Source organism: Microcoleus sp. Pol7_B2, assembly GCF_036701035.1.
Classification (GTDB): Bacteria; Cyanobacteriota; Cyanobacteriia; order Cyanobacteriales; family Microcoleaceae; genus Microcoleus.
In genome coordinates this window covers 97,482-118,940 of sequence record NZ_JAUBQB010000005.1, presented here as the reverse complement: position 1 = coordinate 118,940, position 21,459 = coordinate 97,482, and the positions used below count along the sequence as shown (strand labels likewise).

The following is a 21,459-nucleotide window of genomic DNA, read 5'->3' as shown; positions in this document are numbered from 1 at the left end:
GGTTCCCAGGCTCTTCCTGGGAACCAGTGGCAGATTTGAAATTAGACCCAATCTTCTTGATCGCTTTTTTGTTTCCTGTAAACTTCACCTGTGGAGTGAATTTTACGGGTTTGTTCGTAAAGACTTTCTTCGGTATGATTCCATTTTTGCAAGACTTTTTTTAAGTCCGATTGAATATCTCTAGCACCGGGAAAGCCTCGGTAGCGAATTATCAATCTTGCTAATTCCGATAAATTGTAGTCGGTTGCTTCTCCTGCTAATAAAGTATCGACACTGGCTCGATCGCGCTTGTATTGCGGATGCTGCTGATCTTGAGTTTTTTCTACTGAATCCATACTATTTACGTTTCTCAATCATTTAGAATACCTAGATGCTCGACTTCTTCAAGAAGTCGGGTATTTAATGAAACTTAAAGTTTTACTATGTTTTCGCTTCAGTCATTCCCAGAAATTTTTGTGTTTGTTCAGTAATACCAAATAGTCGATCGCCGTGACAAAAGATTTCCCAGGCGCGAATTCCCATAAAGCCAATACCTGCAACCGCCAAGGGCATCGCTGCGGCACCTAAAAGCGCCGCAATGGGGGGAAATATCATGCACAGTGTTAACAGAATGCCAGTAATAACACCGCCAGCAATGCCAGCTTTGGCGGTGGCGGTGGCGACTTTTTCGACTAACTCTGACTGCGTAATTTTGCCTTCAACGCACAATAGCGAGTTTTCTAAGATAGAAAATATTAACTCAATTACTGCTGCGGCGATCGCCCCTTTCATTGCAGCCCCAACGATTTCGGCAACTGCTGCTTTAAACGCTGCATCGGCTAAAACTTGCTTAGCGACTGCTAATTCTGCGGCAGTCATGTCTACACCACCGCGAGCACGATTCACCCAAAAATGTTCAAAAATCCCGTTAGCAGCTTCGCTTCCGCCTCCATTGACGTGCGCTTGGATGTGACTCCAATCTTGATCTTGACAGAAGTTGGGAATTGCTTCTGGGCCTTGGGCACGAATTTGGGCGGGTATGGATTCAAATACTTTTGCTGCTTCTTGAACATTTCTGATGCCGTCACGCATACCAGCCCTCGCAAATTTGATTTGCAGATTAGTTGGCAGGTTCTCAAAACGGATGTTGTGTGCTATTTTAAAAGCTTCTTGAGTGGCGATCGCCCCAGCACTAACCATTGAACTTGGCGCTGATTGTACCCACGCCGTTAATACAGTTGCATTTTCCTCAACTTTAGCAGCGATTTGGTTGGCTAAGTTTTGGGTATCGGCAACAGTTTCTTGTACTTTAGCCGTTAAGAATTCGAGCGGATTCTGGCTAATTTCCATGTTGATCCAGCTTGCATCGTTAAGGATTGAATTATTTTGACTATAACATTCCTCTTCAGTAAGTGTGATTTTTTACTGAATTGCTTCTACCTTCTAACTCCGGCTGTAAATTTAGAGCTTTTTTTTGATAAAATAAACCTTCATTGATTCGACCTTGCTCTTCCAAACTTTTGCCTAAATTCCAATAAGCGACGGCTAAATCTGGTTGAATAACAATAGATTTTTGATAGTAAGTTATGGCGTCATCAAGCTGGCCTTGTTTGTAAAACATACTGCCCAAGTTAACATAGGCTTCGACAAAATTAGGATCAAATTCGATCGCCTTGGAGTAGGCGCGAATTGCCGCATCTATTTTGCCTTGGGCTTGCAGGATATTGCCTAGGGTTTTGTACGCGGGGGCGAAATTGGGTTGCTGGCGAAGTGCTTGGTAACAGGATGCGATCGCCTCTACATATTTCTGTTGCGTATAATAAATTTCTGCTATCTTGTTGAGTGCGATCGGACTATCCGCTTGAATGGCTAAGATTTTTTGATATTGAGCCATCGCCTCCTCAAGTTTGCCTGATTTCTGGAGGCTATCGCCTGCAGACAAATACTGCTCTGCTAACTCGAAATTTACGCTCATAGATTTTACTTTAACAGCCGACACTACTTTACCACAAGTGTTAGTTAACAACCGCGATTTCTAGAAAAATTATGGCTATTTGAGATTTTAAATTTGTTTCTGTACCGGAATGCGGAAAAAAATAGTATGATTATTCTGAACCAGCATCAACGCTAATTGCAGAGAAAATGTCATGGCATCACTAGCAGGAAAAGTGGCAATTGTGACTGGTGCATCGCGAGGAATTAGACGCGCGATCGCCCTGCGATTATCCCAAGAAGGCGCATAAGTTGTCATCAACTAAGCCAGAGGTGCACAGCAGGCTAAAGATGTTGTGTCAGCGATTGAAGCAGCAGGCGGCAAAGCATTAGCGGTGCAAGCCGATGTCAGCAAAACCTCAGAAATTCGCCATTTGTTCGATCGCACTCAGGAAACCTATTCACAAGTCGATATTTTAGTCAATAATGCGGGAGTAATTCTTTACAAACCTGTAGCGGAAGTTACCGAAGCAGAGTTTGATAATCTTTTTGCAATTAACGTCAAAGGCACGTTTTTTGCTTGTCAAGAAGCTGCTAAACGCATGGCGGAGGGAGGAAGAATTGTTAATTTTTCCAGTTCGACAACGGCGGTAATGATGCCAACTTACGGAGTTTAGGTGGCGACAAAAGGCGCGGTAGAACAGCTAACTCGATCGCTAGCTAAGGAATTGGGTGATCGCCAAATTACAGTCAATGTAATTTCTCCGGGTCCCACGGATACAGAACTCTTCACTGTCGGCAAAACCGTCGAACAAATACAAAGATTTACCCAAATGACTGCTTTGGGAAGACTCGGAAAAGTTGAAGATATTGCCGATGTAGTGGCTTTTTTGTGCAGCGACCAAGCCCGGTGGATTACCGGACAAAATATTCGCGTTAACGGCGGGACTGCGTAAATATATACTTTAGTCCGCTTGAAGGGGACTTCGTTTGTATACCAGCGATTTTAATCGCCGAGTATAAGAATCTCCAACCACAATCTTTGATTGTGGTTGGAGACTCTTAAACTTCGATCGCGCGGACAATCCAACAAATTAAGGAGACAGTCGCCACACCTTAATCGTGTCGTCAAAACTGCCACTGATCAGAGTTTTGTCTTGAGGATTAAAAGCCAAATCCACCCAGGTAGAATGACCCTTCAGCGTGCCCGCCATTTCGCCGGAACTCATCCGCCACAGCTTGATAGTCCCGCTCAAATCGGCGCTGGCGAGTTTGTCTCCGTCGGGAGTGAAAGCCAAGGACTTAACCTTGTCGGAATGGCCGATCAAAGTCCGCAGCAGAGAACCGCTGGGTTGCTGGGACTGATTATTTGCGCTGATATCCCACAACTTCACCGTCTTGTCCCAACTGCCGCTGGCGAGAGTTTGACCGTCCGGGCTGATGGCCAAAGACCAAACCGCCTCGGAATGACCCCAAAGAGTTTCTTTCAATTCCCCAGTCTGCCAGTTCCACAGGCTGATCTTACCGTCGCTGCTGCCGATCGCCAAAGTTTCTCGATCGGCACTGAAAGCCACCGACTGCACCTCGTCAAACACCCGGTTGAGAGTTTCCAACTCGGCGCCGCCTTCGACTTGCCACAACTTCAAAGTTTTGTCCTTACCGACACTGGCCAGGGTCTGGCCGTCGGGACTGAAAACTACCGAGAACACGCCGTTTTGGTGTCCGTCCAAAGTCTGAATTAACTTGCCCGAATAGAAATTCCACAATTTAATCGTACCGTCAACGCCACCGCTGGCGATCTTCCTGCCGTCGGGACTGACGGCCACCGACCACACCGGCCCCAAATGTCCTGCTAAAACCTTGAGCAGCTTGCCGTGACGCTTGTGCAGCAGGTGAATTGTGCCGTCGTTATTCCCGCTGACGATCACGCGGCCTTGGGGAGCAACTGCTACCGCCCAAACCGGGTTTTTGTCTTGATCCGCCAGAGTCCGCACTGCTGGCCGCGACTGCGATGCCTCACCGTTAAAATCCTGCATCGGGGGCGGATTGAACCGAATTTCGGGAATGCTAGAAACAGGCTCACCAGAAGTGAAAGCCTGCGGTGCAGGAGAGGGCAAGCGAACACCCAGCAATACGGACAGCAGGGCAACCGTACTTGCTCCCCACATGGCCAAAGTCCACTTGGGTTTGCTGAGAATCACGTCTACCGGTGCCGGGCCGTATTTCATGTCTGTGAGAATTGCCTCGATCGAGCGATAGCGTTTTGATGGTTCTCGCTGCACCATTTTATCCAGAATGCGGCCGAGTCGCGCCGAAACTGGTACTTTCAAATAATGTCTCCAGGTCCAACTTTCGGCTTTGATGTCAAACAAATCAAAGGGCGACATTCCCGTTAACAAGTGAATGCAAGTGACGCCCAAACTGTAGATGTCGCTGCTCTTAATCGCTTGACCTTTAATTTGTTCCGGGGCCGCGTATTCCGCAGAACCTGTGACCGTTTCTGTTTTGAGAGGCCCGCTATTAGCCGGAATTGCCGCGCCGAAATCGACTAAAACTAGCCCAGAGGCACTTTCTTGGGCCACGGAATGTAAATCCTCTTTCCCTGCCAAAGCTGGGGATGCTTGGGGAGTTTTGCGGTGAATAATATTCGACGGTTTGATATCTCGGTGAATCAGTTGATGTTCGTGAACAAATTGCAGGACTGGCAACAATTCGCTCAGCAGATACCAAATTTGAATTTCTTTAACAACACCTTTTTCTGAAAGCCGATCGGCTAAATTACGGCCTTCGATGTATTCTTGCACTAAATACTGGCAGCCTTCGAGTTCAAAAGATGCCAGCAATTTCGGTATTTGCGGATGTTTCCCCAACTCGTCGAGAACTGAGGCTGAGCCACGAAATGTCCGGTTTTGCTGTGTGCGACCGTCGGCGACGGTCGCGGGCGCGCAGAACTGTTGAATGACGCAGCGGGGTTGCGAAGGTTGGTCTTCATCGACTGCTAAGAAGGTGCGGCAAGTGAGACTTTGACCGAGGGTGTGAAAGACTCGGTAGCGGCCTTTTAGCAACAAGTTCGACTCGCAACTTTTGCAGATTGTCGCGCGATCAAGATTTTGGGGATTCTGGCAATGGGGATTGGTACAGTAACTCATTTGTCTTTCCGCTGGAGACCCCCGTCCGACATTATTGCTGGTGGGGGAGGAAAGCGGGGCGGTGCGTGCCGCTTCCTGTGGACAAATTAAATAATTGGAATCTTTGCTTGATCATAATTGTTTCCCAGATTTTCGCCACAATTGCTGCCGTCGATCGCGCGTAAATTATTGCTGACTTTCCTGCGAGGGAGGTTTAATAGGTTGATCGTACCGAGCTCATTCGAGCGATCGGCGGGATTTGCTGTTACCGAATTACGTTATACTGTCATTGCGAATACTTTCAGTGCGATCGCACCTAAGCAATCGCGAGGCCTTGCCAAATATCGGCGATTCTTTGTTCTATGGAGTGAATCTAAAATTTCCCATTTCCCACCTCAAATCGACTAACCGATTAAAAATTAGGCAAAATTTTCCCAACTAACTACTAACTTTTAACTATTACTTATGCCCTTAATTCGCGTACCCCAATCTTGGGAAATTCTCAACCCACAAATTACCTCAGAAACAGCCTTTATCAACCGCCGCCGCTTCATGACAAATTTAATTGGCGCCGGCGTGACTGCTTCGCTGCTGCCGCTGACCGGCTGCCAAAGCAATGCTAGCTCAAAAACTGCTCTGGATCAAAGCTCAACCCAAGCCTATTCGGAATTGAGCCGGAATCCCGCCTTTGCAAAAGTCGATCGAGCAATTACCGACGAAGGCTTAGCTACAAAATACAACAATTTTTACGAATACGGCGGCACAAAATCTATTTGGCAAGCCGCTCAAGCTTTGCCAACAGAAAACTGGAAAGTAGAAGTAAGCGGTTTAGTAAAAAATCCCCGCACTTATGATATCGACGACCTCTACAAAAAATTTCCTATCGAAGAACGAGTTTATCGATTTCGCTGCGTAGAAGCGTGGGCGATGGTAGTTCCTTGGGTCGGATTTCCCATGAAATTACTGATGGCTGATGTCGAACCGCAATCGAAGGCTAAATTCGTTCGCTTCACCTCATTTTACGACCCCAAAATTACTCCCGGTCCCGGTTTGATGTCGCAATTTTATCCTTGGCCTTATACCGAAGGTCTGCGAATTGAAGAAATGGCGAACGATTTAGCATTTTTTGCCACAGGCTTGTATGGCCGAAGGCTACCTAAGCAAAATGGTGCGCCGCTGCGGCAAGTGATTCCTTGGAAATACGGTTTTAAGGGCGCAAAGTCGATAGTAAAAATTGAATTTCTCGAACAACAGCCCGCCACTTTTTGGAATACAATTGGCCCCAACGAATACGCTTTTGAAGCAAATGTCGAACCCGACAAGCCGCACCCCAGATGGTCGCAGGCCAGTGAACGGATAGTCGGTCCCGGTAACAGTTGGTCGTGGGAAACTCGCCCAACTTTGCCCTATAACGGTTACGGCGAATATGTGGCGGGTTTGTACAGTTAATTGACGGATTTCCCCTCGTTGATAGGCTCTGCCTAGGAACGCAGAACCGGAGGCTAGGCTTCCCTATTTCTGCGAGGCAGAGCCTCGGATTCAGGCATTCCCAGGCAGAGCCTGCGAAGGAAAAATTGAAATTACATCAGTCTTGATCTGCGTCCCTCAAACTCTTCAACTCTCTGCCAAACTCTTTCTAGCAAATCTGGCGTGCTAACATCAAACCATTCAATTTCAGGATACGCTCGAAACCAAGTCCGCTGTCTCTTCGCAAATTGCCGCGTGTGTAAAATTGTTAATTCTTTGGCTTCTTCAAGCTTAATGTCGCCAGCCAAATATTGTTTGATTTCCTGATAGCCCAGCGTGTTCAACAGTGGTAAGTCGCAGCCGTATTTTTTACACAAATATTCTACTTCAACAATCCAACCGCGTTCTAGCATTTGTTCGGTGCGCTGTTTGATCCGCTCGACCAAAACATCGATCGCGCAATCCAACCCAATTTGTAAAATAGGATAATTGGGAGGATTTTCGCCCTGCTGATCGGAAATAGGGCGACCGGTCGCATAAAATACTTCCAGTGCCCTTAAAGTTCTTACTGAGTCATTAAGGTGAATTTTCTCAGCCGCAGAGCGATCGACCTGCTGCAACATCGCGTAACATAGAGATTGTCCGAGTTCTGCAAGTTGCGATCGTAATTCGGGCATCGGTGCTACCCTCGGAATTTTTAAACCCCTGACAATCGATTTAATATATAAGCCCGTCCCTCCCACCAACAACAGGGGGGGAGACAGGGGAAAATCGACATCAGCAATTAAATTTTGAGCTTGTTGCTGGTAATCTGCTAGTGTCAGAGTTTCTGTCGGCTCGCAGATGTCAATTAAGTGATGCGGTACAGAAGTGCGATCGACCGCCGTCGGTTTTGCGGTTCCGATGTCAAATTCGCGGTACACTTGACGCGAGTCCGCACTCAGGATCGAGGATTGCAGTCGCGAAGCCAAAGCCAAAGCCACTCCCGACTTCCCCGTCGCCGTCGCCCCGCAAATCGTAATTAATTTAGGCATAAGGTGTCGCACATTTCCCTATAAAAACTCTCAAATCCTCTCCTCTCCATGCTTTCCCCTCTCTCCCTACACTGATTCACGGCGATCAACCAGGGCACTCCTCCAGCAATCTCAAAACTATTCCCCTCCGTCCCCCCAATAAATTTCCCTTCAGAAAGCCCTAGCATCGCCTTTAACGGTTTTGTGCTATAATTTTAGGAGTTTTCCCATTTTAGAAGCTTTCGGGGCTTTAGGCCTCATTATTGGAGCTATTTTTGTATGACCAGCAGCTACAGCGCCGACCAGATTCAAGTTCTCGAAGGTCTCGAAGCAGTCCGTAAACGACCGGGGATGTACATCGGTACCACCGGGCCGCGAGGACTCCACCATCTAGTTTACGAGGTTGTGGACAATTCCATAGATGAGGCGCTGGCTGGCCACTGCACTCACATCGAGATTGACATCAACGCCGACGGTTCCGTTACCGTGACAGACGACGGCCGGGGCATTCCCACCGGCATCGTTGCCAAGACTGGCAAATCAGGAATAGAAACAGTAATGACTGTACTTCACGCCGGGGGTAAATTTGGCGGTGGTGGCTACAAGGTTTCTGGAGGATTGCACGGTGTAGGTATTTCTGTTGTTAACGCGCTGTCCGAGTGGGTAGAAGTGACAGTTTGGCGCGACCAAAAAGAACATTTACAGCGCTACGAAAGAGGCAATCCAGTTACTGAACTTACTGCCAAGCCCAACAAAGGTACTCGCACCGGCACTTCAGTTTCTTTCTTGCCAGATACTCAAATATTTAGCACTGGCATTGAATTTGATTACACTATACTCGCCGGGCGCTTGCGAGAATTGGGCTACTTGAATGCGGGCGTGAGAATTACGTTTAGCGACCACCGTTTGGAACTGCTTAAAAGTAGCGAACCTCGCATCGAAACATACTGTTATGAGGGCGGAATCAAGGAATATATCGCCTACATGAACCGCGAAAAGCAGCCTCTGCACGAAGAAGTGATCTACGTGCAAGGAGAACGCAACAACGTGCAGATAGAAGTGGCTTTGCAGTGGTGCGTTGATGCTTTTAGTGACAACGTTCTAGGTTTTGCTAACAACATTCGGACGATCGACGGTGGCACGCACTTAGAAGGTTTGAAGGCTGTTTTGACGCGGACGATGAATTCGATCGCCCGCAAGCGCAACAAAATTAAAGAAAATGAGCCCAACCTCGCCGGCGAAAACGTGCGCGAAGGTTTGACAGCAGTAATTTCGGTCAAAGTCCCAGACCCGGAATTTGAAGGTCAAACTAAAACTAAGTTGGGAAATACAGAAGTTCGGGGAATTGTTGATTCCTTGGTAGGCGAAGTATTAACAGAATATTTGGAGTTTCGCCCCCAAGTAGCTGACGCTATTTTGGAAAAAGCAATTCAGGCATTTAAGGCCGCTGAAGCCGCCCGCCGTGCCCGCGATTTAGTGCGCCGAAAATCTGTCTTAGAATCGTCTCCTTTGCCTGGAAAATTAGCGGACTGTAGTTCCAGAGACCCTGCCCTGTCTGAGATATACCTGGTGGAAGGGGATTCTGCAGGCGGCTCGGCAAAACAAGGGCGCGATCGCCAATTCCAAGCAATCCTGCCTTTGCGCGGTAAAATTCTCAATATTGAGAAAACCGACGACGCCAAAATCTACAAAAATAACGAAATTCAATCGTTAATTACAGCCCTAGGTTTGGGCATCAAAGGCGAAGAATTCGATCCGGGTCAATTGCGGTATCACCACATCGTAATTATGACTGACGCTGACGTAGATGGTGCTCACATCCGCACGCTGTTGCTGACTTTCTTCTACCGCTATCAGCGCGCACTTGTAGACCAAGGTTACATCTATATTGCTTGTCCTCCTCTCTATAAAGTGGAACGGGGACGCAATCATTACTACTGTTACAGCGATCGCGAAATGAACAATCTCATCCGCAATGAATTTCCGGCGAATGCTAATTACACCATTCAACGGTTCAAAGGTTTGGGTGAAATGATGCCGACACAGTTGTGGGATACGACGATGAACCCAGAAACTCGGACGCTGAAACGGGTGGAGATTGAAGACGCTGCTGAGGCCGATCGCATCTTTACGATCTTAATGGGCGATCGTGTCGCCCCCCGCCGCGAATTCATTGAAACCTACGGCCCCAAACTCAACCTCCTCGACTTGGACATCTAAATTAATCATTAGCTAACTGTCGATGAGGAACGACTAACGACTAAACTTTTTCAGCAGTTTGAACCCTTGTGCCTTCCGAGGCACAAGGGTTTCTGCTGTTTGAGGTAGGTAGATTTTGTTATAAAAATTAATACAATCTCTCATCAAATCGATCTAAGGTAAATGCTTAGGTAAATTTTAGATTTTTGGCGCATCCATCAGCTACCACAAAAATAGAAGGTTGGACAGTATAGCATGAGCATCAATTTAGCGACCAAATTGCGTGAGGGAACCAAAAAGTCCCACACAATGGCAGAAAACGTCGGTTTTGTCAAGTGTTTTTTAAAAGGCGTTGTAGAAAAAACTTCTTACCGGAAGTTAGTAGGAAACCTCTACTTTGTCTACTCGGCAATCGAAGAGGAAATGGAACGCCAAAAGCAGCATCCGGTTGTTTCAAAAATTTACTTTTCTGAGTTGAATCGCAAACAAAGCTTAGAGCAAGATTTATTTTACTACTACGGTGCGAATTGGCGCGAACAAGTAGCTCCGTCAGCCGCAGCTAAAGCTTATGTGCAGCGCATTCACGAAATTTCGGCGACCGCACCGGAACTGTTAGTAGCTCACTCTTACACTCGCTACCTTGGCGATTTATCTGGCGGACAAATCCTGAAGGGAATTGCCCAGCGCGGGATGAATCTTTCCGAGGGAGAAGGCACTGCTTTCTATGAATTCCAGGATATTCCTGATGAAAAAGAATTCAAAGCTAACTACCGTCAGGCAATGAATGAACTGCCGATTGACGAAGCCACAGCAGAGCGAATTGTTGACGAAGCTAATGCAGCTTTTGGCATGAACATGAAGATGTTCATGGAGTTAGAAGGCAATTTGATTAAAGCTGTCGGTCAGATGCTTTTCAATACCCTGACGCGGAAGCGCGGTGGCGCCAGTACCGAATTGGCTACTGCTGATTGAGCCAACACGCATTGGCAATAAATTGAGCCTCGTTTAAGAGGAAAAACTTAAATCCTGGGGGTTTGATGGCTGCTTTTACAGTCACCAAATCTCCGGGATTTTGCATGGCGGGCGATCGACTTTTTAACTCACAACTCAAATCACAACTCAAAACTATCACCTTCCCACGCCGCGATTAGGAGGCTCCTCGTCCGGGACAGGCAAAGAACTCGGTCTTACCTGCCGCTCCAAATACTTGCTCAAAGCGTAAGCGATATCCCCACGAGTCATCGGTTTCAAAGGATTAATCTTATTAGTTGCGATATCAACATTAACAAACCCTTCATAAAGTGCAGTAGCTATAGACTTTCTAGCCCAACTAGGAATTTCGCCTGCATCTGGATACTTAGCTAAAATCTCGGAAATGCTGGGATCGGGAAACTGAAAAACCCCGTAAGCTTGAGCAAAAATCGCCAAAGCTTCAGCGCGAGTCACCCTTTGATTTGGGAAAAACATTCCGTCGCGATATCCACTCATCGTTCCCGTTTTCAAAGCAGTTTGAACCGCACTGTAAGCCCAGTAACTCTTCGGTACGTCCGGCACTTCCCTATCCGGTTTCTGAGCAGTTTTCCGCCGTTCCAAACCAAAAGTTTTCACTAAAATCATCGCCAAATCGGCGCGACTTACAAGGCCCTCAGCATTAAAATTACCACTAGCATCTTTATTCATCAATCCTGCACTCACAACCCGATCGATCGGGTCAATTATTTGTTGAGATTGAACCGCCATTGGGACTCCTTGCACTAGCGAGATCGCCAAAAAAATACTCACTAACTTTTTCACGATTTTAATCCTTTCTGTCGCTAAAACCATCATGAAAACAGCAGTAATATTTTTTATGGTTCCATCGGTATTATTCTGTGGTTTCGGCGGTGCGCGAGATTTGGGGATTATATATTAAAATCAAACATTTGCTTCCGGCAAAGCGCCCTGCATTTTACCCAGCCAATCAATCAAATTATCCAATTGCTTTTGGGCCGTCAAAACCGCCATACCTCGAATAGTAACCTTCCCCTTGCTGTAGACAAAACGAGAGCGCAAATGTTCCGGCAAATTACCCTTGAGCAAATTCCAAGCAGGCTCTTCCATCGCCGTTTCCAAAACAATGTTCTGCTTATTCTCCGGTTTAATCCGAGAAAAACCGATTTTTTTAGCAATTTGTTTGAGTTCGACCACACGGATAAGTTGCTGGGCTGGAAGAGGAATTGGCCCGTAACGATCGCACCAATCAGCCTGAATCTGCTGTAATTCTTCAGGGGTATTAGCAGAAGCCACAGACCGGTAAGCGCTCATCTTTTGATCCAAATCTGCGATGTAATCGGCAGGAATAAACGCCGTCAAAGTGAGGTCGATTTGCGCGTCCTCAACTTTCGGAATTTCCTGACCCTTAATTTCCCGAATAGCCTCCTCTAACATTTCCGCATACAAATCAAAACCGATCGCCTCCATTTGACCAGATTGTTCAGTACCCAAAACATCACCCGAACCGCGAATTTCCATATCTCGGACAGCCAACTGATAGCCTGAACCCAACTGCGCGAACTCTTGAATTGCCCGCAGCCTCTGCCTTGCAGCATCAGACAGCTTGTTCTGCTTCGGATAAAACAGCCAAGCATGAGCTTGAATCCCCGCGCGTCCCACCCGTCCCCGCAACTGGTAAAGCTGACCCAAACCAAACTTCTGCGCGTCTTCAATTAAAATGGTATTGACTCGCGGAATATCCAAACCCGACTCAATAATCGTCGTGCACACCAAAATATCAAACTCCGCCGCGCTGAAAGTCAGCATGATTGATTCTAGTTCCGAAGCCTCCATTTGACCGTGGGCGATCGCAATTCTGGCAGGCGGAACCATCTCCTGCAACTGAGCGGCCAACTCATCAATCCCATCAATCCGCGGCACCACGTAAAAAACCTGACCGCCCCTGTCCAATTCTTGACGAATTGCCGATCGCACCACTTCCGGGTTATAGGGAGCCAAATGCGTCTGAATCGGGCGCCTGCTGGGAGGCGGAGTCGAAATCAAACTCATCTCGCGAATCCCCGACAGCGACATATACAAAGTCCGGGGAATCGGCGTTGCTGTCAAAGTCAGAACATCTACCTCTGTTTTGAGAGATTTAATTGCTTCCTTTTGCTTAACTCCAAACCGCTGTTCTTCATCGACCACCAACAAGCCCAAATCCCGAAATTTAATCGCCTTGCTCAAAACAGCTTGAGTACCGACAATCACATCTAATTCCCCAGTCGCCAAACGCTTATGAATCTCCCGGCGCTCGGTTTCAGTGCGAAAGCGATTGAGCAAACCAACTTCGATCGGATAAGGGGAAAAACGCTCTGAGAGCGTGTGATAGTGCTGTTGGGTCAAAATCGTCGTCGGCGCGAGCAAAGCCACCTGCTTGCCCGCCGTGACCGCCTTAAAAATTGCTCTCAGAGCAACTTCTGTCTTACCAAAACCGACATCGCCGCAGACCAAGCGATCCATCGGTCGATCGCCCTCCATGTCGCGTTTCACATCCTGAGTTGCCTTCAACTGATCCGGCGTTGGCTGGTAAGGAAAAGAATCCTCTAATTCTTGTTGCCAAGGCATATCAGGAGGAAAAGCGTAACCTGTTTGTTTAGCTCTTTTAGCATAAAGATTCAGCAAATCTACCGCTAATTTCTTAACAGCTTTGCGAACCTTTGTTTTAGTTTTTTCCCAAGTTTGGCCTGTCAGCTTGTTGAGATCCGGTACTTTATCGCCTACAGTCCGAAACCTCGACAAAGCCCCCAACTGATCTGCCGCCACTCTCAGAGTACCGTCAGCGTATTGAATCAGCAAATATTCGCGAGTTTCCCGATCGATCGTCAAACGTTCCAACTTGAGAAATTTACCCACTCCGTGCTGGCGGTGAACCACATAATCACCAGGGCTTAATTTATTCGGGTCTACTTGCTTAGAAGCAGCACGGCGGCGCTTGCGGACGTAGCTAAAAGTAGCAAGAGAATGCTGACCGTAAAATTCCCGATCGGTAATTAAAACAATCCGAAAAGTCGGCAGAATAAAACCTTCCAATTCTGCCAGCCCGCTGTACTTCAAAGCTACCGGAACGTGCTGCAATTGCAACTTATCGATCGCCAAAAAATCGCGCGGATTCACCACAAACTGAGCCGGACAGTCGTGTTCCGACAGCAGAGAAACCGATCGGCTCGGTTGAGCAGAAACCAGAAAAATGGTAAAACCCCGATCGCGCTCTTCCCTGAGCATTTGAGACAGCTTCGCAAATTGGTGAGGCATCACCGGCACAGGCCGAGAAGCCAAATTAATCGCAGATGGTAGCTGGTCGCCCTCTGCAGAGCTTTGAAATTTTTTAGCCGTAGAATCTTCGGACAATTCAGAAAGTTCTAGCCTCTCGAAAGCTGCGACCTCTGCCATAGATTCAGCAAAAGTGCGGTGAATTTTCGGAACTTTCAAATTAGCAATTGGCAATTTTTCTGTAACCTCACCAGCAACTTCCGATTCCCGATTGCAACTATTCCACTGTTCCTGGGCATTCTCAAACCAGCGGTCGCTGTGAGCTTCGCACCCTTGCGGTTCGTCAATAACAACTAAAGTATTTTCAGTCAAATAATCCAACAAAGATGCAGGTTGCTCGAACGCTAAACCCAACAGCCTGCGGACAAATTTTTCCGCTTCATTTTCCGCTTCATTTTCGGGATCAAAAGAGCCTATGTGGTTTATTGCGTCAAGCTTTTTTTCCGATAAAACTGCTTTAATAATTGTGTTAAAATTAGTAGGAGTTAAAACTAAGCGATCGACCTTATCGAGCGATCGCTGGGAAGACGGATCGAACTCCCGAATTTGCTCCAAATCATCCCCAAACCACTCCAGCCGCACCGGCAACTCAGCCGCCACCGGAAATACATCGACAATATCACCCCGACGGCTCCATTGACCCTCCATTTCCACCAGAGCCACCCGATCGTACCCCATCGACACCAGTTGGCGGTCAAGTATCTTCGAGTCTTGAACCGCACCTCGCTTCAGCGTCAGACAGTAGGGTTCAAAAGCATCAGGCGGCGGCAAGTGAGACTGGAGAGCTCTTTCGGTAGCTACAATCGCGATTGGCTTCGACTGATTGGCGGTTTTTTCTTCCTTATCCACCAAATCCGCCAGCACCTGCATTTGCCCCCACGTCATTTCATTCTCGTCGGAGTAAGATAGCTCGTAGGGCGAAGCCTCCGAAGTCGGGTAAAAATGTACGGTTTGCCAGCCCATAGCCTCCAGCCCTGCCACCCAACGACCGGCTTCTTCTAGAGTTGCCGTCACTACCAGTAAACTCCGCCCTTCTTGCTGTGCGAGGGCGGAAGCTACTAAACCTTTAGGCAAACGGGCTACGCCGTTGAGTTGCACGTAGCGATGGCGCTTGAGCTTGTTGAGGAGTTCTGTGGCTAGGGGCGATCGCCCCAGGGTACGAATTATTGAAGAGAAAGTCATGCGCTTTTAATTTTAATCCCTGATCGGCGAAGGCTCTTTCCCTTTGCCTGTTAAGGAGATTGTACGACAAACATCCATGATTGTGCCGCTCTGCTGTTGACGCCTGGGAACTTAACTGGAGATAGATTTCTGCTTTAATATGTCGATCCTGCGATCGCGATTGAGCCAGTTCCGTTAATCTAGTGACAGGTTTAGAAAAAATTTCGATTTTGCGATCGAGATTAGCAGCTTCCAGACCTCTCCTTTAACCGGGCAGAGCGCTTCGCCGTTACTACCGAAAATTTTAGAAATGTCCCCAAGTACCGATATTCTGATTGTTCTCCTGCTAATTTTCCTCAATGGCTTGTTTGTGATGTCAGAGATGGCCATCATCTCTGTACGGAAGGTGAGACTGCAACAGATGGCCAACCAAGGTTCAGCCAATGCCCGCGTAGCCTTGGATCTGGCTAATGCCCCCAATCAGTTCTTGCCGACAGTTCAAATCGGGATTACGATGCTGGCCATTCTGTCGGGCGCTTTCGGAGAAACGACGATTTCTAGAAGAGTAGAGCCTTTGTTGCGGCTGATTCCTGCCCTCGCGCCCTATTCTCAGACGATCGCCTCAGTAGTAGCAGTTTTAACCATCACTTATCTGACCTTAATTATCGGCGAACTCGTGCCGAAGCGGCTGGCACTCAACAACCCAGAGCCGATCGCCTCAAGCGTAGCAATTCCCATGCGAATGCTCTCAAAAATTGGCGCTCCTGCGGTTTATTTGTTAAGTCATTCGACTGACTTAGTGATGCGACTGATGAGGATATCGCCCTCGACAGAACCGCAAGTTACAGAAGAGGAAATTAAAGTTTTGATCGAGCAAGGAACCGAAGCCGGAACCTTTGAAGAAGCCGAACAAGACATGGTAGAAAGAGTCTTTCGTTTGGGCGATCGGCGAGTCAGCGCCTTAATGACCCCGCGTCCCGATCTTACCTGGCTCGACCTCGACGACTCCGTGGAAGAAAATCGCCAAAAAATGCTCGGCAGTGGTCACTCTCGGTTTCCCGTGTGTCAGGGAGGGCTCGACAACGTTGTCGGTTTAGTACACGTTACTGATATGCTGTCTCGGACTTTAACTGGTCAACCCCTAGATTTAAGCGCTTCTTTACGACGACCGTTATTTGTACCGGAAAGCACGCGGGGTTTAAAAGTATTAGAACTTTTCAAACAATCTAGCAATCAAATTGCCTTGGTAGTAGACGAATACGGCGTCATTCAAGGATTGGTTACAGTCAACGACATTTTAGTCGAACTTGTTGGTGATTTTCCTTCAATAGAAGATGCTGACGAACCGGAAGCTGTGCAGCGCGAAGATGGTTCTTGGCTGTTAGACGGAATGCTAGCAGTCGAAGATTTTTTTGAGCTGTTTGGAATCGAAGAATTGTCAGCAGAACACAAAGGAAGTTACCACACAATGGGCGGTTTTGTAATTACCAATTTGGGCAAAATTCCCACAGCAGCCGAGCATTTTGAGTGGAACGGTTTGCGCGTGGAAGTAGTGGATATGGACGGGAACCGAGTTGATAAGATATTGGTAATGCCGATCGACTCAGCGGGCGATCGATCTAAAACCCAACCAAAAATCTAAAATTTAAACTCAGCGGTAAGGTGCGCTAGGCGCACCCTACATCAACCCTTCAGCGGATATTTCAAACCTACTTCTTTTTGCTTCTAGCCTCATCTTTCCGCAAAGATTCCAGAATAGAACGGCCCACATAATTGCTAAAAACTACCTCTCCAGCTTGATTGTAGTGGCAGCAGCTATCTACATAAACAGCCTCTTTAGTCTTGTCAAAAACATTAACAGCATTCACTAAATTGATATTATTTTTTTCCAAATTAGGAAACTTTTTGAAAAGAGCCGGATATCCAATTTCCACAGCTTTAGCATAAGGAGTATCTTTGTTAAAAGCAATCTGCTTTTCGGCTTCACCAAACACTCTTTTCGTCTGATAGTATTGATTAGGCTGAAGAACATGAAAATAAGGCACCTTACTAGCAGACAGAACTTTGTGCATAAAAATTGAACTTTTTGCCCAATTTAGTGCCATTTCTTGAAAAGCTACTGAATCCTGTAAAACCGACTTATTAGTATTGATATAAATAACGCTTCCACTGTCATCTTTTTTTTGTTTGGTCCGTTCTTTTTCAAACTTAATAACATCGGTTTTATAGTTATTAACTAGATTTTGAACGTAAACAGAAGTCAAAGCATCGCAGGCAGCGAAAGAACAGTTTTGCAAACGTTCCAAACCCTGATTAATCCTAGCTTTATTTTCTTGGATTCTGATAGTTGCTTTCATCGCTTTTGTAGAAAGGCTATTATTCGCCAAGTTAGTCAGCGGCAAAATATGCTGAATGCTTGGCATCGCCAAATCGACTTGATTTTTATTGTTTAAGTTAGAAAGTGCTACTTCATTAAAACCATCTATATTGACGACCAGATCTAGTTCTTGCCCTAAAGCCAAAAAATAGTTTAGAATTAATAATTGCTGGGGTTGTTTGTAGCCTCCGGTAGCAAAAGACAAAATTACAAATTCTTTATCCTTCCAACCCGGAATCTGCTTAAGGTATTGAGATAAAATTTTGTTTTGAACTTCAAATACTCCATAATTAGAAGCCACAGAACCGCCAAAAACTCCGATAATAAATTGATTTTTCTTGGTTTTCTTCAAAGGGTAATCGTAAGGAGAGATAAATCCGTAGTTGTTAACCTTAAAACCAGGGCGAAAATCGGGGCCAGGTTGTTGGATAAATCCCAAAAAAGGATGAAACCTTTCAACAATAGACTGATTCAGCCGCACTCCTTCTAAATTAATTCCTAAAGCCGACTTATCTTGCATTTTTTCTCTCGTATAGAAAAATTGCTTGTGCTTGACAAAATACCATGCCAAAGAGCCAAGTTCCAGAAAAAACAGTAACATCACTAAATTAATAAAAGCAATCTTGATAAATTCTTGTCCTTTTTTGATGGATTTTAAATCTTTCATAAACCTCTATTTCGACTCTCTTACTACTTTAATAATGGAACTAGAAACATAGTTTGCCAATACTTCCTCTCCGACTGAATTATAGTGGCAGCAGGCATCTTTGTAAACCGTCTCTTTTGTATTGTCTAAAATATTCACTGCGCTAAACACATTAACCCCAGCTTTTTGCAAATCATCGACTTTGGACAACAATACTGGATAACCTTTTTTCACACCTTCAATGTAAGGACTCTTCTGGTCGATCGCGATTTCGTTTTCCTTGGCGGTAAACACTCGCTTAGTGGGATAATACTGGTTGGGCTGGATAAAGTGAAAATACTTAATCTTTCTACTTGATAAAACTTGATTCATGCCGATCGACGATTCATACCACATCGATGCCATTTTGTCAAAAGCAGCGGCATCCTGCAAAACAAAGTCAGCTTTGGGAATGTATACTATACCGCTATTTGCCGTGTCTGGGTTGGATTGTTTGATTTGTCGATCGTACTTGACAACTGCTTGCTGGTAATTGTTGACTAATTGTTTCACCTGTAGTGAGGTGACAGCGTGACACAAAGCAAGTTGACAATTTTGCAATTTGTCAATACCTGCTTTCAATTGTTTTTTGTTTTCGTTAATTTTAACGATCGAACTCATCGCTTCCGGTGACAAGTTGTTGTTGGCTAAACCCGTCAGAGGCTGTATGTGCTGAACGCTGGGCATTCCTATTTCTACTTGGGCTTTGTTGTTTAAATTTGACAGTGCTACTTCGTTAAAACCGTCTATATTGATGACTAAATCTAATTGTTGACCCAAGGCCAAAAAGTAATTTAAAACCAATAATTGTTGGGGCTGTTTGTAGCCGCCATTCCCAAAATTTAAAACAATAATTTCCTTGTTTGCAAATTCTGGATAAGCCTTCAATTTGTTAGACAATCTGCGATCTACGTATTCATCAACTGCAAAATTATTGGCAACTGAACCCCCAAAAACTCCGATAATAACTTGATTTTTATTTGTTTTAATAAACGGATATTCGTAGAGAGAAAAAAAGCCGTGTTTATTAACTTTTAACTTTAATTTTTCATTAGTGAAAGCACCTTGTTTGAGTACATAGCCAAAAAGTGGGTGCAGTCTTTCTACGATAGATTCATCAAGTCTAATGCCGATCCTTTCAATATCTTCTACTACTTTTTCTTTGGCTTTAGTTCTAGTATAAAAAAACTGCTTTTGGTTTATAAAATAAAAAGCTAGCGATAAAGCTTCCAGACAAATAAAGGCGATCGCCAAATTAACTGCGATTATAATTAATATATTTTGGCTTTTTTTCAGCGCCGTTGAATCTTTCATGAAATTTGACTGCTTACGGTTGTTTTTTGGGGACTTGAGACTGCTTCAAATTTTCGCACAAATTTCGGTTAATCAGGATACTAGCCAGCCTGTGTCCGAGTTCATTCCAGTGACCCCCACAGGGTACAGAATTATCAAAACCGTGGGCGCAAACTTGATATTTTTCAGTGTAACCTTGGATCTGTTCGGATAAATTCAGTACCCGAAAACCCTCGCGCGCGCCCAACTTTTCCAGCCGCCTATCGGGATAAAACAAATCCTGAATGTTGTTCTTTCTCATAAAATTTTTTCGCCTCTCGGCATCCGGTATAACTTGCATCGGATCGCCGATCGTCACAACCAAGAAATCAGCATTTTTCTGCACGACTTCATTCCGCATAGTCACAATCAAACCCTCTGTCACCCTCCAAGCCTCTTGCCAAGCTGCATCCTGAGGTTCCTTGAGGTTCAGGGTACTTAAAGTGGTAAAGTGTCCCGATAACTCCCGCTTTTTCCGCTCTAAGTCTACTTTTTTAATGACCTGCAGAATGCGCGAATTGTTGACGATAGAACTGGGCATCCTGTCTACAAATGAAACTGCTCTTTCGTTGCGGTCGATCGGCGTCAGATTGCGAAAAGACATATCCGGTACTAACTTACCGCTAGCATCATAAGCAAAAAATGGTCGGTAGCGATCGTATTCCAATTTCGGCGAGTTGTTAATTATATCATTGCCAATAAAAAAAGCAAGAATTACAATATCAGGACTGTAATCCCACACTTTTTTTCGCAGCATTATCAATTGTTGAGCAGTACCGTAGCCCTGCACCCCGAAATTCATGACCTCAACATTTTTGCGTCCCTTAACAGCTTCGCAGTTGCCTAACTTTCGTTCCAATTTCGACCAGAAAGTTTGTTCGACAGGTACGTGAATTGCTTCGGTGAAAGAATCGCCCAAAACCGCCACGCGCAAAGTATTTGGAGGTTTTGTTTTTGTATGTTCACGATCGCGCAAACCCTCGCTATTCACCTGCACAAAACTCGCACCTTCCCCATTCCACTCCCCCGACGCACCCGGTTTCAGCTTCCAGCCCAAATTCGGATCGGAAGTGTGGAAACGAGTTGGCGCCGAGTCTACGAAATCTCCTATTTTTTGATAGCCCTCAACTCTAGCAACTCGCAACCCAACTTCACCAATTACCACCCCCATCAATAAACCGCCGAGTGTCAAACCCAAATTGACACCCAAATTTTTCAACTTGCTCATTATTTCAAAACAGCGTGTAAATAAATGGAGCAATCACAGAACCCTGACTCAATACAATCAAAGCTCCTAAAAAGACTAAAGTCACAATTAACGGCAACATCCAATACTTTTGGCGTTCTTTCATAAACGCCCACAAATCTTTGAGAAAATCTAAAGTTGCTTCAAACACTTAAAAAGGACGCTCCATACTAACTTTTGTTCTTGCTTTACTTGGGACGCGGTAACTATCCATTTTCGGATTTAGTTTTCGCCGCATTGCATCTTCGCCGAAAATATTTTTGATTACTCCCATCGGCCAAACTATCAGGTAAAAAACTATCCCTAGGATGAGCGGCGTTTGGATCTTGTGGAGGAGAAGTCCAAACCGCATCCATGCGTGATAAACGGGATTCAGCGATTTCGGCGCAACCAATCCTAGCACGATTAGCACGGCGCCGATGGCCCAGGGAACCCAAGGTAGAGAATGCCGCCGCAGTAAAGGTACTGCTAAACCGAAGATTACTGCAATCAAGCCACCAATTAGCAGCCCGAAATCGCGCAAGCCTTTTTTGTCGAGTTTTTTAATTTCGTCGCTCATTAGAAATGGGGAATTGGGAATTGGGAATTGGGAATTAGTTATTAGTTATTCGTTCCAACTAATAACTAATAACTAA

The 21,459-nt window shown here is 45.8% G+C and carries 18 protein-coding genes and 1 pseudogene; 5 read left to right on the top strand and 14 right to left on the bottom strand.

All coding sequences use genetic code 11. From position 1 onward, the window contains the following. Positions 1–41: 41 nt before the first annotated feature. The 4 genes from QUA57_RS03680 to QUA57_RS03665 all read right to left on the bottom strand — a co-directional run bounded on the left by QUA57_RS03680 (position 42) and on the right by QUA57_RS03665 (position 2,230). On the bottom strand, positions 42–335 hold the full coding sequence (locus QUA57_RS03680) for a DUF3288 family protein (RefSeq protein ID WP_333059504.1): 294 nt from the start codon (positions 333–335) through the stop codon (positions 42–44). Between the two features lie 85 nt (positions 336–420). Beyond that, on the bottom strand, positions 421–1,329 hold the full coding sequence (locus QUA57_RS03675) for a hypothetical protein (RefSeq protein WP_333059506.1): 909 nt from the start codon (positions 1,327–1,329) through the stop codon (positions 421–423). Between the two features lie 55 nt (positions 1,330–1,384). Beyond that, positions 1,385–1,954, bottom strand: a complete 570-nt coding sequence (locus QUA57_RS03670) for a tetratricopeptide repeat protein (RefSeq protein WP_333059507.1) — start codon at positions 1,952–1,954, stop codon at positions 1,385–1,387. Between the two features lie 87 nt (positions 1,955–2,041). Beyond that, positions 2,042–2,230, bottom strand: a complete 189-nt coding sequence (locus QUA57_RS03665) for a hypothetical protein (protein ID WP_333059508.1) — start codon at positions 2,228–2,230, stop codon at positions 2,042–2,044. Positions 2,231–2,252: 22 nt separating this feature from the next. Between QUA57_RS03665 and QUA57_RS03660 the strand changes: the two are divergent. After that, positions 2,253–2,867 (top strand): annotated as a pseudogene (locus QUA57_RS03660) (SDR family oxidoreductase); the annotation flags it as partial. A 138-nt stretch (positions 2,868–3,005) separates the two neighbouring features. Here the strand turns inward: QUA57_RS03660 and QUA57_RS03655 are convergent. Next, on the bottom strand, positions 3,006–5,060 hold the full coding sequence (locus QUA57_RS03655; RefSeq protein ID WP_333059509.1) for a serine/threonine-protein kinase: 2,055 nt from the start codon (positions 5,058–5,060) through the stop codon (positions 3,006–3,008). A 444-nt stretch (positions 5,061–5,504) separates the two neighbouring features. Here QUA57_RS03655 and msrP point away from each other — a divergent pair, with 444 nt between their 5' ends. Then, positions 5,505–6,488 (top strand): protein-methionine-sulfoxide reductase catalytic subunit MsrP, encoded by a 984-nt coding sequence (gene msrP, locus QUA57_RS03650; RefSeq protein ID WP_333059510.1) that lies wholly within the window; start codon positions 5,505–5,507, stop codon positions 6,486–6,488. A gap of 131 nt (positions 6,489–6,619) precedes the next feature. Here the strand turns inward: msrP and miaA are convergent, their stop codons facing one another. Further along, positions 6,620–7,540 (bottom strand): tRNA (adenosine(37)-N6)-dimethylallyltransferase MiaA, encoded by a 921-nt coding sequence (miaA, locus tag QUA57_RS03645; protein ID WP_333059511.1) that lies wholly within the window; start codon positions 7,538–7,540, stop codon positions 6,620–6,622. Positions 7,541–7,798: 258 nt separating this feature from the next. Between miaA and gyrB the strand changes: the two genes are divergently transcribed. Further along, positions 7,799–9,739, top strand: a complete 1,941-nt coding sequence (gene gyrB / locus QUA57_RS03640; RefSeq protein ID WP_333059513.1) for a DNA topoisomerase (ATP-hydrolyzing) subunit B — start codon at positions 7,799–7,801, stop codon at positions 9,737–9,739. 234 nt (positions 9,740–9,973) lie between these two features. Continuing rightward, positions 9,974–10,690 (top strand): heme oxygenase (biliverdin-producing), encoded by a 717-nt coding sequence (locus tag QUA57_RS03635; protein ID WP_333059514.1) that lies wholly within the window; start codon positions 9,974–9,976, stop codon positions 10,688–10,690. Here the strand turns inward: QUA57_RS03635 and QUA57_RS03630 are convergent. From QUA57_RS03630 to mfd, 3 genes are all read right to left on the bottom strand, one after another. Next, on the bottom strand, positions 10,677–10,841 hold the full coding sequence (locus tag QUA57_RS03630; protein ID WP_333059515.1) for a hypothetical protein: 165 nt from the start codon (positions 10,839–10,841) through the stop codon (positions 10,677–10,679). The genes QUA57_RS03635 and QUA57_RS03630 overlap by 14 nt on opposite strands. Positions 10,842–10,846: 5 nt before the next feature. After that, positions 10,847–11,512, bottom strand: coding sequence for an S-layer homology domain-containing protein (locus QUA57_RS03625; protein WP_333059516.1), 666 nt, complete (start codon positions 11,510–11,512; stop codon positions 10,847–10,849). A 120-nt stretch (positions 11,513–11,632) separates the two neighbouring features. Continuing rightward, positions 11,633–15,205, bottom strand: coding sequence for a transcription-repair coupling factor (gene mfd, locus QUA57_RS03620; protein WP_333059517.1), 3,573 nt, complete (start codon positions 15,203–15,205; stop codon positions 11,633–11,635). 289 nt (positions 15,206–15,494) lie between these two features. Here mfd and QUA57_RS03615 point away from each other — a divergent pair, with 289 nt between their 5' ends. Beyond that, positions 15,495–16,826 carry a hemolysin family protein gene (locus QUA57_RS03615; protein ID WP_333059518.1) on the top strand — a complete coding sequence of 444 codons (1,332 nt, stop codon included), beginning with the start codon at positions 15,495–15,497 and terminating at the stop codon, positions 16,824–16,826. A gap of 67 nt (positions 16,827–16,893) precedes the next feature. Here QUA57_RS03615 and QUA57_RS03610 read toward each other — a convergent pair whose 3' ends face one another. Genes QUA57_RS03610 through QUA57_RS03590 form a run of 5 tightly spaced genes read right to left on the bottom strand, consistent with a single transcriptional unit; the run spans position 16,894 to position 21,383 of the window. Continuing rightward, entirely contained in the window at positions 16,894–18,228 is a 1,335-nt protein-coding gene (locus tag QUA57_RS03610) for a hypothetical protein (RefSeq protein ID WP_333059519.1), read from the bottom strand. A gap of 6 nt (positions 18,229–18,234) precedes the next feature. Next, entirely contained in the window at positions 18,235–19,560 is a 1,326-nt protein-coding gene (locus QUA57_RS03605; RefSeq protein WP_333059521.1) for a hypothetical protein, read from the bottom strand. Positions 19,561–19,573: 13 nt separating this feature from the next. Further along, complete coding sequence (locus QUA57_RS03600) at positions 19,574–20,806, bottom strand: SGNH/GDSL hydrolase family protein (RefSeq protein WP_333059522.1); 1,233 nt, start codon at positions 20,804–20,806, stop codon at positions 19,574–19,576. Between the two features lie 4 nt (positions 20,807–20,810). Continuing rightward, complete coding sequence (locus QUA57_RS03595) at positions 20,811–20,975, bottom strand: DUF5989 family protein (protein WP_006634651.1); 165 nt, start codon at positions 20,973–20,975, stop codon at positions 20,811–20,813. Continuing rightward, entirely contained in the window at positions 20,976–21,383 is a 408-nt protein-coding gene (locus QUA57_RS03590) for an SxtJ family membrane protein (RefSeq protein ID WP_333059523.1), read from the bottom strand. Positions 21,384–21,459 lie beyond the last annotated feature (76 nt).

What these genes read in the sequence shown, in the direction of transcription:
- QUA57_RS03610 (WP_333059519.1), bottom strand. Translation starts at nt 18,228, where the DNA reads ATGAAAGATTTAAAATCCATCAAAAAAGGACAAGAATTTATCAAGATT.
- QUA57_RS03680 (WP_333059504.1), bottom strand. Translation starts at nt 335, where the DNA reads ATGGATTCAGTAGAAAAAACTCAAGATCAGCAGCATCCGCAATACAAG.
- QUA57_RS03655 (WP_333059509.1), bottom strand. Translation starts at nt 5,060, where the DNA reads ATGAGTTACTGTACCAATCCCCATTGCCAGAATCCCCAAAATCTTGAT.
- QUA57_RS03605 (WP_333059521.1), bottom strand. Translation starts at nt 19,560, where the DNA reads ATGAAAGATTCAACGGCGCTGAAAAAAAGCCAAAATATATTAATTATA.
- QUA57_RS03615 (WP_333059518.1), top strand. Translation starts at nt 15,495, where the DNA reads ATGTCCCCAAGTACCGATATTCTGATTGTTCTCCTGCTAATTTTCCTC.
- QUA57_RS03665 (WP_333059508.1), bottom strand. Translation starts at nt 2,230, where the DNA reads ATGACAACTTATGCGCCTTCTTGGGATAATCGCAGGGCGATCGCGCGT.
- QUA57_RS03675 (WP_333059506.1), bottom strand. Translation starts at nt 1,329, where the DNA reads ATGGAAATTAGCCAGAATCCGCTCGAATTCTTAACGGCTAAAGTACAA.
- QUA57_RS03590 (WP_333059523.1), bottom strand. Translation starts at nt 21,383, where the DNA reads ATGAGCGACGAAATTAAAAAACTCGACAAAAAAGGCTTGCGCGATTTC.
- QUA57_RS03635 (WP_333059514.1), top strand. Translation starts at nt 9,974, where the DNA reads ATGAGCATCAATTTAGCGACCAAATTGCGTGAGGGAACCAAAAAGTCC.
- QUA57_RS03600 (WP_333059522.1), bottom strand. Translation starts at nt 20,806, where the DNA reads ATGAGCAAGTTGAAAAATTTGGGTGTCAATTTGGGTTTGACACTCGGC.
- miaA (WP_333059511.1), bottom strand. Translation starts at nt 7,540, where the DNA reads ATGCCTAAATTAATTACGATTTGCGGGGCGACGGCGACGGGGAAGTCG.
- mfd (WP_333059517.1), bottom strand. Translation starts at nt 15,205, where the DNA reads ATGACTTTCTCTTCAATAATTCGTACCCTGGGGCGATCGCCCCTAGCC.
- gyrB (WP_333059513.1), top strand. Translation starts at nt 7,799, where the DNA reads ATGACCAGCAGCTACAGCGCCGACCAGATTCAAGTTCTCGAAGGTCTC.
- msrP (WP_333059510.1), top strand. Translation starts at nt 5,505, where the DNA reads ATGCCCTTAATTCGCGTACCCCAATCTTGGGAAATTCTCAACCCACAA.
- QUA57_RS03670 (WP_333059507.1), bottom strand. Translation starts at nt 1,954, where the DNA reads ATGAGCGTAAATTTCGAGTTAGCAGAGCAGTATTTGTCTGCAGGCGAT.